Here is a 12989-nt window from a genome sequence, read left to right as displayed (position 1 = left end):
ATATCCTCCAAAAAGTAGTTTAAATAAAAAAACTCCTGAATTACAGGAGCCTCATTATTAATCAAGTTTATTTTTTATATAATACTTACCATCCAAATCTTCATCAAAATCATCAATTTTAACGGGTTTTGGTTTGGGTTTATTTGCAGTAGCTTTCTTTTTCCACATTTCAAATTTTTCTGCAGGCATCTTCTTTTTCATGATCTCTAAAACCTCTTTTTCTACCAAACCAAATTCTTTTTTGATGATTTCAAAAGGATTTTTTTCTTCTAAGGCCATTGTAACAAGTTTTTCTGTTTGTTCCCAGTTCAATTCTTTGCGGTTACTCTTTTTCATCACGTGAAAATTAATTCAAATAAGTTGTTAATGATTAATAAATTACATTTCTAATTATCATCCAATATTAAGAAAAAAAATAATTACTTCTTGTCAAAAAGTACGTTTTTTTTATTCTTTTTAACTCTTTTCTATTTTGTGTGGTTTTTGAAACGGAATTTTCAATAAGTTTTTCAAATTATTATGGTGTTCCGGCATTGGATGTGTATCAATCCCATAGATGATTTCTTCTTTTGGAAGCGTCATAAAAGTACCAAAAAGACGGTCCCAAATAGAAAATATATTCCCGTAATTGCTATCTGTATACGGTAAAACATGATGATGGTGTACTTTGTGCATATCTGGAGACACGATAAAATAACTCAGTAAAGTATCCAGTTTTTTTGGAATCGAGATATTGGCATGATTAAATTGCGTTGCCACTACAGACAAGGTTTGATATAAGAAAACCATCCACATGGGGCTTCCTACAAGTAAAACCCCCAAAGTTGTAAACGTAAAGCGAATAATGCTTTCACCAGGATGATGTCTGTTGGCCGATGTAGTATCTACCCAGGTATCGGTATGGTGAATCAGGTGAAAACGCCACAAGAATTTCGCTTTGTGTTCTACCAGATGTACAAGATAGGCACCAATTAAATCCAATAAAAGCAATCCGATTAAGGTATAAACCCATAAAGACATTTGTGGTAGCCATTGTAAAATTCCAAAATGATTTGCAATAGTCCAATCAGCTGTTTGCAATAAAATAAAAGCCAAAAAGAAATTTATGATGATGGTTGTCAGAGTTAAAAAAATATTAATACCCGCGTGATGCCATTTTTTATATTTAAAATTAAAAAGCGGAAAAGCATTTTCGATTAACCAAAAAACAGTAATACCACTAACCAGAATCAAACTTCGGTGTGCCGATGGAATCGTGGCAAAATAAGAAACAATATCATTCATAATTCGATTATTTATTCCAAATCTAATAATTTTTTATGACTGTCCGCTAAAGGGATCATGACTATTTTTTACGATCATCAACAATGAGGTAAAGAGATAAAGAGTCAATGTTGTTAAAAAACGCTAAACTTCATTGTTAAAACAGAATAAAGCCAGCGTCTCTTACCCTCTTAAACTCTTACCCTCACTGTTTAAAAATTATAATGTTTTCTTTGTTAGATTCAGTATTTACAGGGGTTTACAAGTTTTTTTATAAGTTTTAATTTTCTAAAGATATTGAAATGTTTTTTTTGCTTTTGTAACGTACAGTGATACTATTTTTAGTGAAAGAAAATTTATTTGATTATGCGAAATGTCAAGTTTATTCTGGGAGCTATTGGTTTAGCCGTTTTAGGGATTTGATGTTTCCAGAAATGCTGTGTCGTTCCTTTCATCAACAATAAACTCCCGTGTTCTAGTAGGATACTTTTTTTTTGGTCTTTATCGGAATTATGTTTCAACTGGAAAGTACGTTCGGCACCAAAACTCAGTGAGGCAATTATCGGGTTTGTTCCTAATTCTTTTTCGTTATCCGCATGCCAGCCGTTGCTGTCTTTTCCGTCGCGATATTGATTGAGTAAAACGGTGGTGAAATTGGTATTGGAGAAACGTTCTACCTTTTCTTTTATTTTTTGCAAGAGCAAATTCCAAGGGTGCGGTTGCATTTTTATATTGGAATAGGAGTACGGTTTTCCTTCATTGCCAAATAAGGCTGTCAGTCGGGGTTGTGGATGAGTTTTACCGAAAATGCGTATTTCGTCCTGTTGCCAAGGAATTTCATTGATCAACTCCGCATAAATCGAGTCGGCTTCTTCTTTGTTAAAAAAATGAGGATAATAAATGACTTCTGCGTCAGGCAAAGTAAGGAAAATGGGGTCAGGAATGTCGTTGAACAGTGATTTCAATTTTTTAGGTATAAAGATAGGCCCAGTAAATCAACCCCAATTGTAATGGGATTCGTAAAAGTAAAGCCCATTTTGGCATACCCATTCTCGCTCTCTCGTTGAAATACATATAGAGATGCGTTGGGAAAACTGCTATTAATAAGGCAATAATACCCCATGCAGCATAATTGGAAAGCAACGGAATGCAAAGTGCAATACCTAAAATTATTTCAGCCAATCCACTTAGGGAATTCAATAATTTTGGATTTGGAAAATAAGAAGGAATGATTTTAAGATACAGTCTTGGATTTCTAAAATGGTTTAATCCTGCAATAAAGTAAATAAATGCCATTGCATATAAATGCCAGGGTAGATTCATCATATAGTTTTATTACGAATTTATAAAATTTTTAATGAATGTTCTTAATTCGTACCAAGTCTTTTTTTGCCACTGATTTCACTGAATTACACAGATTTTATATTTAGTGTTAAATTCATCTGTGAAAATCTTTTTAATCTGTGGCTAATTTTATTATTTTGGTACACGTCATGGATAGTCATTAAAATTTTAATCAATCGGGCGCAAATTTTTTTAGATAAAATTAATTAGTTTTCTTAAAATTCAGGTTCATAATTATAATCGCTACAATAATTAAGACAATTCCAAACCATTGAACTGCATTGACATTTTCGTTCAGAAGGAAATAAGCCATCATTACAGAAACAGGAAGTTCCAGTGCAGAAACAATACTTCCTAATCCAATTCCGGTTAATGGAAAACCGGCATTAAACAATAAAGGCGGAATAACAGTTCCGAAAAGTGCCAATACGATTCCCCATTTCATGAAAATCTCAAAATTGAAAGTGGTCGTTTGTGTTGCAATCGCAAATCCAAATATAATTACGGCTCCACCCAAAAGCATATACAAACTGCGTTGCGCTGAAGAAACGTGAGTTGCTACGCGATTCGCGGTAAACATTGTGGTGGTAAAGGACGCCGCTGCCAAAAGCCCTAAAACGATACCGTGCCAGTCTAATTCTATTTTACTTTGAATAAGATTTGCGGCAAGTGCTGTTCCAACTAATACGATAATAACCGATATGATTTTTTGATTTGAAGGTCTTTTCTTTTCTAAAATCATTTCGAATAAAACACCCATCCAAACGGTTTGCATCAATAAAACGATCGCAATGGAAACGGGAATGTATTTTACGGCCAAATAATAAAAAATACTCGTCATTCCTAAGGAAGTTCCAGCCAGCATTAACTGACCAATGTTTTTCTTGGATGCTTTTACTACTTCATTTCCTTTTTTCAATTTTTGAAAGACATTAATAAGCGATAGGCCAAGTAATCCATATACAAATTGCGCGGTTGTTACTTCGGGTGTTGTAAATCCTTCGCCATAAGCCATCTTTACAAAAGTGGCCAGCATCCCATAACTTGTTGCACCCAGTCCTACTAAGAAAACTCCTTTTAATACGTTATTCTTTGTCATTTTTTTAATTTTAAAGCGGGCAAAGATAGGTTTTAAGATTTAAGATTTGGGTTTTAAACGCAAGGATTTTATTTCACTTCTTTCTCCAGCAAATCACTCAAATGCAGTCGTAATGCATCGACTGAGATATTGATTTCCCAAAACGACAAACCTAAAGATATGAGCAGTGAAAACAAACTCAATCCGAAGAGATAAATACTGGATACCTGCTGTTCTAAAAATAACATCATCATGGCAAAAACGGATAAAAATAAACTCAGAACACCTGCCATCTGCATGTAACGAATAAGTGTTAAGCGCAAGTTGAGGTTTTTTATTTCCAATAAAATCATATTGTTTTGTTTTTCCTTATAGGTTTTTTTTAATCCTCTTACGATTGTGGCAATAGTCAAAAACCGATTAGTATACGCCAATAAAATCAGCGAAGTTGCGCCAAAAAGTAAGGCAGGAGTTTCTATATGTAAAGTCATTTTGGATTTAGTTTTGGAATTGCAGTTTAAAACGAGTTGCAAAGTTCGTTATTCTGTGTTGAAAATGGTCTTTTAGTCACGTGAAATAAAACAATTTTCTGAAATCAGTTCGTTTTTTGGTAACGTTTAGAACCTTAGTCCTACTAAAGGAGTAACACAAATAGAAACGATGAAAAAGAATCATTTATTGAGTATGTTTTTTTTAGGAGCGATATTCACACTCTCGGCTCAGGAAGAACCCAAAAAAGCAGTAGAATTGAATGAAGTTGCGATTGTAAAAACTAAAAAAGCAATTGAACAAAAAGCGGATAGAACCATATTTGATTTCTCCGGTCAGCCCAGTTTGAATTCCGGATCCGTTTTAGAAGGGATTAAAAAACTGCCGGGACTTATCGCTTCAGATGTTGCCGGGATGATGTATCAAGGCAAACAGCTAGATGTTTTTATGGACGCAAGACCGCTTAATATTACCTCAAATGAATTAAATTCTTTTCTGGAAGGAATGCCTGCGAATGCCATTGAAAAAATTGAAATCATCACACAACCAGGGGCCGAATTTCCTGCTACTTCCGGTGGTGCGATTATGAATATCATCACAAATAAAAATGCTAAAAATTATTTAAGCGCCACGTATACCAATAGCACTAATTTTACGAGTTACGACCATTTTCGATGGAGAATCAATAATAGTTTGTTGTTGAGCGCAAAGAATAAATATTTTGGATGGCAATTGAATGTCGGACAAAATTATAGAGAATCTGCGGTGTGGACTTCACTGACAAAAAACGAGAATAATACGACTTCGATACTTTCGACTACTGAGGCGGATCGCTTCGGACGTACTAATTTTGCAAAATCTGCACTGACGTTTGATATTGGCAACGACCGACTGTTATTTAATTACGATGTAAACTACAGCAACAATAATAGCAATACATTAGGAAATGGTCCCAGTTTTAGTACCAATGATGATTCCTTTACGGATGCTTTACGTCAGGATTTCGTCGTTACTTTCCAAAAAAAGTTTGAGGACAAATCAAAAAAATTAGACTTCAAATTCAATTACAACAGCAATAAAAACGATTTCACACTGAATTCCAGAACTAATAATGTTGCTATATTAGATAATGCTTCGACGCAACAAGTGTACAATGCTAAATTTGATTATTCGCAACCTATTGCATTTTCTGATGAAGGGAAAATAAGCTTTGGTGGTTTGTATGAAGCGCTTCTTTTTGAAACCCAAAACATGGAAATTGTCAATCTGGATTATCAACGGAAAACAGCAGCAGCTTACGGAGAGCTACAATCTAAATTTGATAAGTTCAATTTTATTGTGGGCGGTAGAGCCGAGGATTACAATATTTCTGGAAAAACCAACACCGCTGATTTAATTCCGTTTAAGCAGTTCCGTTTTTTTCCAAATGCAAGTGCCCAATATAATTTCAATACTTCTGTTTATTTTAATGTGAATTACAACAAGAAAATAAGTCTGCCAAGCACTTCTGCTTTAAATCCAAACAACACCAATTATCAGAATCCAAATATTGATTATTCCGGAAACCCGAATTTGCAACCTACTATTTTTGATAATTACGAAGCAAAATTGAGTGCTTTTGATTATGCTTTTATCGGATACAATGTCAGTTCTGCTCAAAATCAGGTAATCAACAGAGTGTTGCTAACAGACAATGTTGTTGTAAATACAAATGTAAATGTCCCTCAAATAAAAATTCATAACTTTAATGTGGGAATGCCAATTCCGTATATGTTGTTTACAGAAGGACTTAAAGAAACCTTAAAAATGAATATTAATCCGGATAAAATGAACTTTTTATATGTGTATACGGCGTATCAGTTTCATCAAATTCCCGAAATTAAGACCAATGGTTTCTGGATGTTTAATTTGATGTCTCAAATTCTGTTACCAAAAGACATCAAGTTTGTTGCCAACTTTAATTACATCATGTCTAAGGGAAATTATTTTTATTTCATTGCCGAGAAGCCTTTTAATAATACGCTTGATTTAACGTTTTCTAAAAAGTTTTTCAAGGATCAATTGTCGGTTTCCATAAGTGCTGACGATATCCTAAATTCGAACCGATTTGTGTTCAGCTCTGTTGGTACGCCTTTGTTATTAGCGAATAAAAATGATACGCGCCGTTTTGGGTTTAGTGTAAATTACAAAATTCCAACCAAAAACAAATTAGCAAAAGAAGATCCTAATTTATTAAATAAAGAGAAAAAAGAAGAAGGAAATATCTTAAATCAGTAACGATATTGCTTTCATTTCAGGACAATTTTAAACACAAGAACCTGCAAGTTTACGCTTGCAGTTTTTTTATGGTTTGAAATTGTATCAAAACTTAGTTTTACTAAAACCGTTAATACTTTGCTTTTTTATAAGTTCTGATATGTTTTTGCTAAGTTTACTGTATTGGCTATTTTTCTATTTGACGTATAAAGCAAGCCAAATAGTTCGGTTAAGAACATATTTAGGCTAAATTTACCTATTGAAATTTAAATTATGATACAAAAATTAAGACAGCGGGTCAAGAATATATTGGAACATCAGATCAAACATATGGGCACATTTACCAGTGGTATTTATGCGTTTATTATTGGTTCTGCTTTATTGACGATTGACTATTATGTTGATTTTGGAATGCGATTCAAAATCAATGAAATGGAAATTTATAATCGGCTGATTCCGGTTTCAACTATTTTAATTTCTATTCTTATTGGAATTTCATTAACTACTTTTTCTGTAGTGTTTGTTGTAATGCAGTTGGCATCTTCTCAGTTTTCTCCCCGAATTTTGAGACATTTTTTATCAAATAATATTAGAATGCAACGATTTATTGGATTATTTGTGGGTACAATTTCGTTGTGTATTTTGCCTCAGTTGGCTTCCGTTTTTTACCCAACTTCTTTTCTTTTAACACTTTTGACGGGCTCTCTTCTTGCTTTTTATTGCTTAGTATGGTCTTATCCTAATATGATTAGCTATTTAAGTATAAACATGAATGTTTCCAGTATCACAAATGGAATTAAAGCGGAAATGGTTGAAGAGATCAGTGATTTGTATCAGGAAAATTGGAGTGTTGGAAAAAATCTGCTTTACAAACGCTCTAAAATTAACCCGGATAAATTTCAAATAAAAATCGTAAGCCCATTTGAAACAGGATATTTGGACAGCGTGAATTATAGAAAACTGGAAAAAATAACAGAATATATCAGTAGTTCTGATTTGGGCGTATTTTTTGAAAACGCCTATCAAAAACCAATTGTAGGAGAATTTATTATGAAAAACACCACTACGCTTATGGTATTAGTCTTTAGCGAAGAACTCCAAAGGAATCAGACAATTCGTTTGAAGAAAGAAATAGGAGCAATTGTAAGCACTACTTTTAGAGTTAGGTTGTTTAGAAGTCATACTCAAGATGTGAATTTTGGTGTCAGAAAACTGGTAGATATTGCCATAAAAGCCATTTCTCCTGCGGTGAATGATCCCACGACCTGTTTGAACTGTATCGACCAGATTGGAGAAATAGCAAAAGAACTGGCAATAAGAGAATTTCCTTCCACAGATTCTAGGACTTTATGTTCTAAAAAAATACAAGTAAATGAGTTTAATTTTGAAGAATTTATTGACTTTTGCTATGAACAGATTTTTCAGTGGGGAAAAGAAGATCCGACTGTTGTGAAAAGAATTATTAGATCGATTAGGGTTATTTTACCATTAGTTGAAAATCCTTTTAATTTAAAAATTTTAATCCAACAAGTTGAAGAGATGAATTTGCTTGAAATTTATAATTTGTCAAATTACAAAAATGGGAAACTAAAAATATCAAAGGAAAAATTAATTACTCTAGAGATGGAATTGTCCCGATTTAGACAAAAAGCGAAACTTCAAATTAAAACGCTGGAGCTAAAAGGAGTACTCGATCATTATGAGACGAATCATTATTCGGATAATTTAGAAATTACAAACGCTGAAATTGAGGCGATCAAATACCTTAAAGCGTACACTATTTTTGATGAATTTATATATGAAAATGAATTAACATAAAAAAACCCTGCAATGTCTTAAAATCTAATTAGCAATTTTTATTTGTTGTACTCATTCAAACCTACTTTTTTTTGCTCAAAAATTTTACCGCATTATTGTTTAATCCAGTTAAATTTTTGCTGGATAATTCTTATTTTTTCTTCTTGAATGAATTTTAAATATGCGCTGGCTACAGGCGAAAATTTCTTGCCTTTTAGCCAGATTAAATTCCAATTGGACTGAATTGGTAAGCCCTTTACAGGAATGATCTGTAAGTCTCCATTATTGAGTTCGTTTTTTATACCTATTAATGGCATGATAGAACATCCAAGTCCAGCAAGAACCGCTTGTTTTACCGCTTCATTTCCGGTAAGTACCATTTTTTTTGGAACCGTTAATTGATTGTTTTCTATAAATTTTTCCATCACATATCTTGTTCCTGACCCTTGCTCGCGATAGATGATTGGTAAGGTTTCTATGATTTTTTTATCTTGGATTCCTTTTTCTATTTTTTGATCACTATTAGCAATAAGGAAAAGGGAATTGGGCATAAGCTCTACTTTTTCAATTTGCAGGGTTTCCGGTAGAACTGAAACTAAAGAAAAATCCACTTCATTTTTTTCTAAGTTTTTCAATACTTTAGTTTTATTGGTCACATCCAGAATTAATTCGACACCTTGATTTTGTTTCAGAAAATCAGATAAAAAATAGGGGATTACATATTTGCCTGTGGAAACTACGGAAATTTTTAATCGGCCGGTTAATTGTCCTTTGAAGGCCATTGTTTTATAATTAATGGCATGCACCTCATTTAGAATTTTCTCGGCGGCTATCGCGATTTCTTCGCCAAAATCAGTCACATACAGTTTCCTCCCGATTACTTCAGTTAGTGGAACATCAAATTGATCTTGAAAATTCTTTAATTGAATGGACACCGCAGGTTGAGTAAGATGTAGTTCCATCGCGGCTTTAGTGATGCTTTTATTTTGGGTAATTTTTAAAAAGACGTGTAGTTGGTGTAGGGTGTAGTTCATAAATAATTTTTATGCTTGGTATTACAAATATAAATAAAAATTTATAGATAGCCCGTTTTACCTTTGTAAAAAAAGCAATAGTTATGAAAAATATGAATAAAGAAATTAGTTTACTAGTTGGAGCGACTTGGCTAATTTTTGGAATACTATTGACTCTTCTTGAACCTAAAAACATCTTTTTCACTTTGTTTTTAGGTGTAGGAATATTTTTCAGTGCGTACGCACTAAACAAAACTCAAAAAAAATTATAAAAGTGCTATGAAAAAAGAATATCAATTTAAGCTGGTTGAAGGTCAGTTTGCTCCTTCAGAAGCAGGCAAAGTACTGTTTTCTTTGATAAACAGTAAGATTAACTATCATAATTTAGAAATATTTAGCAATCAGATCCGTTTTGATGAAGAGATTCCGCATTCAAAAATAAGGATTAAGACTCTTTTAGAAGCCTCTGAATACATCAAGGAGCTCATCAAAGAAGCGTCGTCAACGGATATGGAACTAAAAATTGGCAGTGTGATTCAAATTGTACTGACTCCTAAAATCAAAACAGAAATGGATGTTTGAAGGCAGACGATTACTCATTGCAACGAAGCATCACAAGGAACAAGTGATCGCTCCGACTCTAGAGAAAGGATTGGGAGTACTGTGCTTTGTGCCTGAAAACTATGACTCGGATATTTTTGGAACCTTTTCCGGGGAGGTAGAGCGAAAAAATACGGCAGTGGAAACCGTAAGGGCAAAATGTTTAGCAGCCATGCAGGAATTTGATTGCGATCTGGGCATTGCCAGCGAAGGTTCTTTTGGTTCGCATCCTTCTGTTTTCTTTGCTCAGGCCGACGACGAGTTTTTAATTTTTATAGATAAAAAAAACGATTTGGAGATAGTTGTCCGTGAACTGAGTTTGGACACTAATTTTTATGGAGAAAACATCCTCAATACACAAATGCTCCTAGATTTTACTGAGAAAGTACAATTTCCGTCTCATGCCATCATTTTGAGAACCAAGCCAGATGACCTCACAGCAATAGTTAAAGGAATTACCACAAACAGTCATTTGGAGGATTCGTTCCAGCTTTTAATGCGTGTTTATGGAAGTGTCTATGCAGAAACGGATATGCGTGCGATGTATAATCCCACACGAATGGGTGTGATAAAAATTGCTGTACAAAAATTATTAGACACGATAAAAAGCGAATGTCCAAGCTGTAAAACGCCTGGTTTTTGTGTGACAGATGTGAAACAGGGCTTGCCTTGTTCCTGGTGTTCAGCGCCCACTCGTTCTACATTGAGTTTTATTTACAGCTGCAAGAAGTGCACTTTTAGTTCCGAAAAAATGTATCCGCATCAAAAAACAACCGAAGAACCAGGATTTTGTGATTCCTGTAACCCTTAACATATGAGTTTAATAAGTAATTCGATTCAAAACGCCGTATCTCTTTTAAATCAGGATCAAATCATAGGTATTCCTACCGAAACGGTTTATGGCTTAGCAGGGAATATCTTTAGTCCAAAAGCCATCGAAAGTATTTTTGCGATGAAAAAAAGACCATTTTTTAATCCTTTAATTGTTCACATAAAGTCGGCTGAGGACTTGTCTACAATTGCAAGAGAAATTCCTCAAAAAGCATTGCTGCTTGCTGCTGCTTTTTGGCCGGGGCCTCTAACTTTAGTATTAAAAAAACAAACTGCCATACCGGATTTAGTCACTGGTGGTAAAGATACCGTGGCTGTCAGGGTGCCGAATCACCCGTTGACTTTATCGCTTTTGGAACAGTTAGCCTATCCATTAGCAGCTCCAAGTGCTAATCCTTTTGGCTGTATTAGTCCCACTACGGCAACACATGTGGCCGGTTATTTTAAAGATTTGTTACCAATGGTTTTGGACGGAGGAGTTTGCCAAAGGGGAATAGAATCAACGATCATAGGATTTGAAAATGGGGATCCCGTTTTGTATCGTTTGGGCTCTTTGGCTATAGAGCACATTGAAGCAATTGTGGGTACTGTAAAAATGAGTACTTATGATGATCTTGCTCCAGTGGCACCCGGGATGCTTTCCAGGCATTATGCACCGTTGACCACTACTTTTCTGACACCTGATGTCAAAGAGAAGCTTAAAACGTTTCCGAATCAAAGAATTGGAGTTTTAGTATTTCAAAAAGGGATTGATGATCCTAAAATTGCAGTACAGGAAATTTTATCTTCCACAGGCAATTTAGCAGAAGCTGCTTCGCAATTGTATGCTGCTTTGCATCGATTGGATAAATGCGATCTTGACTGCATTATAGCGGAACGATTTCCGGATGTTGGCTTGGGCAGAACGATAAATGACCGTTTAAAGAGGGCCACAAAAAAATAAGATATGGATACTATTATTAGAAATGCAAAAGTGGTCAATGAGGGACAAATACTCAATTTGGAGGTGCTGATATCAGGGGAAAGAATTGAAAAGGTAGCATCTTCGATTGTGTTAAACCCCGCAAAAAAATATATTGAAATTGATGCAACAGGACTTTATCTCCTTCCGGGAGTAATTGACGATCAAGTTCATTTTAGAGACCCCGGACTTACCCATAAAGGCACCATTTTCACGGAATCTATCGCTGCTGTGGCTGGCGGAATCACCTCCTTTATGGATATGCCAAATACGATTCCTAATACGCTTACTCAGGAATTATTAGAAGAAAAGTACCAGATGGGCGCCGCGAAATCAATAGCCAATTATTCTTTTTTTATGGGGATTTCTAAGAACAATTTAGAGGAAGCTTTAAAAACAGATACTGAAAATGTATGTGGTATAACGGATGATGGTCTTTATTTTAATAATGATGAAGGTATCTTGGCTAATTATCCAGACTTTTTAGAGCAACTTTTTTCAAGAACGGATACACTTATCGCCCTGCACAGTGAAGACGATGCGATTATAAAAGCGAATACCCAGAAGTTCAAGCTTCAATACGGGGAGGATATTCCTTTTTTTTATCATTCCCTGATCCGGGATGAACAAGCTTGCCTGAAAGCTACCGCAAGAGTACTGTCTATTGCTGAAAAACACCATACACGCTTGCATCTCTTTCATATTTCAACTTTGGCGGAAGCTAAATTATTCGAAAATAATACGCCGATAAGAGAAAAACGAATCACAGCGGAAGCCTGTGTGCATCATCTTTGGTTTTCGGATGCAGATTATGAAAGATTGGGTTCCAAAATTAAATGGAATCCCTCTATTAAAACGGATCAGGATCGAAAAGGCTTAATGCGATCACTACTAAACAATTCTATCGATATTATTGCTACGGATCACGCTCCTCATACTATTGCGGAAAAAGAAGGAAATTATTTTCAGGCACATTCAGGCGGACCTTTGGTACAACATGCCCTTTTGGCAATTTTAGAATTATTTCATCGTGGTGAAATTCCTTTGGAGAAAGTAGTGGAAAAAATGAGCCATAATGTAGCCGAAATATACCGAATCAAAGAGCGGGGCTATATTCGGGAGGGCTATTTTGCTGATTTAGTTTTAGTTGATTTAAATAAAGAACAGGAAGTAACGACGAATTCTCTTTTATATAAATGCAAATGGTCACCTTTTTTAGGGCAGGTTTTTAAAAGCAGTATCAATTCTACTTTTGTAAATGGAAATTTAGTATATGAAAAAGGAAATGTTAAGACCGATATAAAGGGGAAAAGATTGCGGTTTGAAAAGATTCGATAATCTAAATACAAAAATAATT

General features: G+C 34.6%; 14 protein-coding genes. 7 read left to right on the top strand and 7 right to left on the bottom strand.

The genetic code is table 11. The annotated features are described in order from the left end of the window. Positions 1-57 precede the first annotated feature (57 nt). From ACFX5E_RS12695 to ACFX5E_RS12670, 6 genes are all read right to left on the bottom strand, one after another. Positions 58-336, bottom strand: a complete 279-nt coding sequence (locus ACFX5E_RS12695) for a DUF2805 domain-containing protein (protein ID WP_073210045.1) — start codon at positions 334-336, stop codon at positions 58-60. 120 nt (positions 337-456) lie between these two features. Next, entirely contained in the window at positions 457-1284 is an 828-nt protein-coding gene (locus tag ACFX5E_RS12690; protein ID WP_379855522.1) for a sterol desaturase family protein, read from the bottom strand. 335 nt (positions 1285-1619) lie between these two features. After that, positions 1620-2228 carry an alpha-ketoglutarate-dependent dioxygenase AlkB family protein gene (locus ACFX5E_RS12685; RefSeq protein ID WP_379855521.1) on the bottom strand — a complete coding sequence of 203 codons (609 nt, stop codon included), beginning with the start codon at positions 2226-2228 and terminating at the stop codon, positions 1620-1622. A 4-nt stretch (positions 2229-2232) separates the two neighbouring features. Further along, complete coding sequence (locus tag ACFX5E_RS12680) at positions 2233-2586, bottom strand: DoxX family protein (protein ID WP_379855548.1); 354 nt, start codon at positions 2584-2586, stop codon at positions 2233-2235. Positions 2587-2809: 223 nt separating this feature from the next. Then, positions 2810-3706: an EamA family transporter gene (locus ACFX5E_RS12675; RefSeq protein WP_379855520.1), complete on the bottom strand. Its 897-nt coding sequence runs from the start codon at positions 3704-3706 to the stop codon at positions 2810-2812. A gap of 68 nt (positions 3707-3774) precedes the next feature. Continuing rightward, positions 3775-4176 carry a DUF2721 domain-containing protein gene (locus ACFX5E_RS12670; protein ID WP_379855519.1) on the bottom strand — a complete coding sequence of 134 codons (402 nt, stop codon included), beginning with the start codon at positions 4174-4176 and terminating at the stop codon, positions 3775-3777. A 169-nt stretch (positions 4177-4345) separates the two neighbouring features. Here ACFX5E_RS12670 and ACFX5E_RS12665 point away from each other — a divergent pair, with 169 nt between their 5' ends. Beyond that, the gene (locus ACFX5E_RS12665) at positions 4346-6451 is read left to right on the top strand and encodes a TonB-dependent receptor domain-containing protein (RefSeq protein ID WP_379855518.1); all 2106 of its coding nucleotides are present in this window, start codon (positions 4346-4348) and stop codon (positions 6449-6451) included. Between the two features lie 252 nt (positions 6452-6703). Next, positions 6704-8248 carry a DUF2254 family protein gene (locus tag ACFX5E_RS12660; RefSeq protein ID WP_379855517.1) on the top strand — a complete coding sequence of 515 codons (1545 nt, stop codon included), beginning with the start codon at positions 6704-6706 and terminating at the stop codon, positions 8246-8248. A 92-nt stretch (positions 8249-8340) separates the two neighbouring features. On the opposite strand, the gene ACFX5E_RS12655 is transcribed toward ACFX5E_RS12660, so the two are convergent. Next, entirely contained in the window at positions 8341-9261 is a 921-nt protein-coding gene (locus ACFX5E_RS12655; protein WP_379855515.1) for a LysR family transcriptional regulator, read from the bottom strand. 83 nt (positions 9262-9344) lie between these two features. On the opposite strand from ACFX5E_RS12655, the gene ACFX5E_RS12650 reads away from it, so the two are divergent. From ACFX5E_RS12650 to ACFX5E_RS12630, 5 genes are read left to right on the top strand one after another with little or no spacing between them, the layout of a single operon-like run. Continuing rightward, positions 9345-9512 carry a hypothetical protein gene (locus ACFX5E_RS12650; protein ID WP_379855513.1) on the top strand — a complete coding sequence of 56 codons (168 nt, stop codon included), beginning with the start codon at positions 9345-9347 and terminating at the stop codon, positions 9510-9512. Positions 9513-9519: 7 nt separating this feature from the next. Continuing rightward, positions 9520-9822, top strand: coding sequence for a hypothetical protein (locus ACFX5E_RS12645; RefSeq protein WP_379855511.1), 303 nt, complete (start codon positions 9520-9522; stop codon positions 9820-9822). After that, on the top strand, positions 9815-10651 hold the full coding sequence (locus ACFX5E_RS12640; RefSeq protein ID WP_379855509.1) for a DUF6671 family protein: 837 nt from the start codon (positions 9815-9817) through the stop codon (positions 10649-10651). The genes ACFX5E_RS12645 and ACFX5E_RS12640 overlap by 8 nt, the downstream gene beginning before the upstream one ends. Positions 10652-10654: 3 nt before the next feature. Then, on the top strand, positions 10655-11614 hold the full coding sequence (locus ACFX5E_RS12635; RefSeq protein WP_379855507.1) for an L-threonylcarbamoyladenylate synthase: 960 nt from the start codon (positions 10655-10657) through the stop codon (positions 11612-11614). 3 nt (positions 11615-11617) lie between these two features. Beyond that, the gene (locus ACFX5E_RS12630) at positions 11618-12970 is read left to right on the top strand and encodes a dihydroorotase (protein ID WP_379855506.1); all 1353 of its coding nucleotides are present in this window, start codon (positions 11618-11620) and stop codon (positions 12968-12970) included. Positions 12971-12989: the final 19 nt, after the last annotated feature.

Source organism: Flavobacterium xylosi (assembly GCF_042787345.1).
Taxonomy (GTDB): Bacteria; Bacteroidota; Bacteroidia; order Flavobacteriales; family Flavobacteriaceae; genus Flavobacterium; species Flavobacterium xylosi.
This window is presented reverse-complemented; position numbering and strand designations above follow the sequence as displayed.